1 protein-coding gene is annotated in these 1,030 nt (G+C 57.5%); it reads right to left on the bottom strand.

Translation table 11 applies throughout. The features are described 5' to 3' along the window. Positions 1-226: 226 nt before the first annotated feature. Positions 227-577, bottom strand: coding sequence for a DUF2846 domain-containing protein (locus tag N554_RS0130605; RefSeq protein WP_245283763.1), 351 nt, complete (start codon positions 575-577; stop codon positions 227-229). Positions 578-1,030 lie beyond the last annotated feature (453 nt).

Below are 1,030 nucleotides of genomic sequence, written 5' to 3'. Positions count from 1 at the left end.
GTCAGCATGGATAGCTCCTCCGAATCGTGGGAGCCTCAACAGCGCCCACATCCATGGCACTCAAGTGCCGGTGGAGGAGCCGTCCACAGCATCAATAGGAGATACGTCCGTGCATTTGGCGTAGAACGACCACTCCATAAACCAAGGCGCAAGCTGCGCTACCCCCGATGAACTGACATCGTCAGCGTGCCTCATCACGTCCATTTAGTTGGTCCCGCGCAAGGGATCAGAATTTGGGGCCGACGTATCTGAGGCGGCTTATGTCAGATTGTCCCTGCTCGGGGAATTCGAGCGTCGGCGTGACATGGCCGACGAGTATGCCAGGTGTCACTGTTGTCTTGATGTACTTCGTCTCGCCCGCTGACAATTGGAACGTAACCGCATTTTCGACCTCCGTTGCCGTTGTTACGGCGTATTTCCCCGGGGGTCGGTCGACATAAGAGAACCCGCCGGGCACAGATCTGCCCACGACTTCATTGTTCATCCGAATCTCGGGCTGAATAGCCGACCCCGTAAGTTCGCCCGGCCGGGTGAAGTAGACACGGCCGTAACCCGGCTTCAATGCCAGGATCTGCAAGGGCGGTTCATCGAGGCCGCGTGGACTCGCGCAACTCGCCAGCAAAAATCCGACAAGCACAAGGGGCAGCGCCCCGATTTTTGACCTCATATGCCCCCGTCTCAATATTGGAAAGCGCCCAGTTCCAAATCGACGGCAAACAACGAACGGCTGGCAATTGCCTCGCTGTTTCCTCGCCCCAAGGGTTTCAATCATACACGCGTAGATTGTGCAACGTTTTTCGCTCCGCGCGATCTCCGCGACCGCGCGCGCGAGCAAATCGCCCTCGATGTCGATGGAGCCCGAGGCAGCATTTCCACGGCCACGAGACGCGTCGTCGTCGGATGAGCACCTCAAAATTCTGATGATGGTCCGCTATGGGTGGCGAGTTCAACCGATCGCTGCAACACATTCTGCGAACTTCTCAGCCGGCGTCTGATAGAGCAAGGTCTTTCTCGGCCTTTCATTGAGCTG

The organism is Bradyrhizobium sp. URHD0069 (genome assembly GCF_000701345.1).
In the GTDB taxonomy this organism is placed as follows: domain Bacteria; phylum Pseudomonadota; class Alphaproteobacteria; order Rhizobiales; family Xanthobacteraceae; genus Bradyrhizobium.
This window is presented reverse-complemented; position numbering and strand designations above follow the sequence as displayed.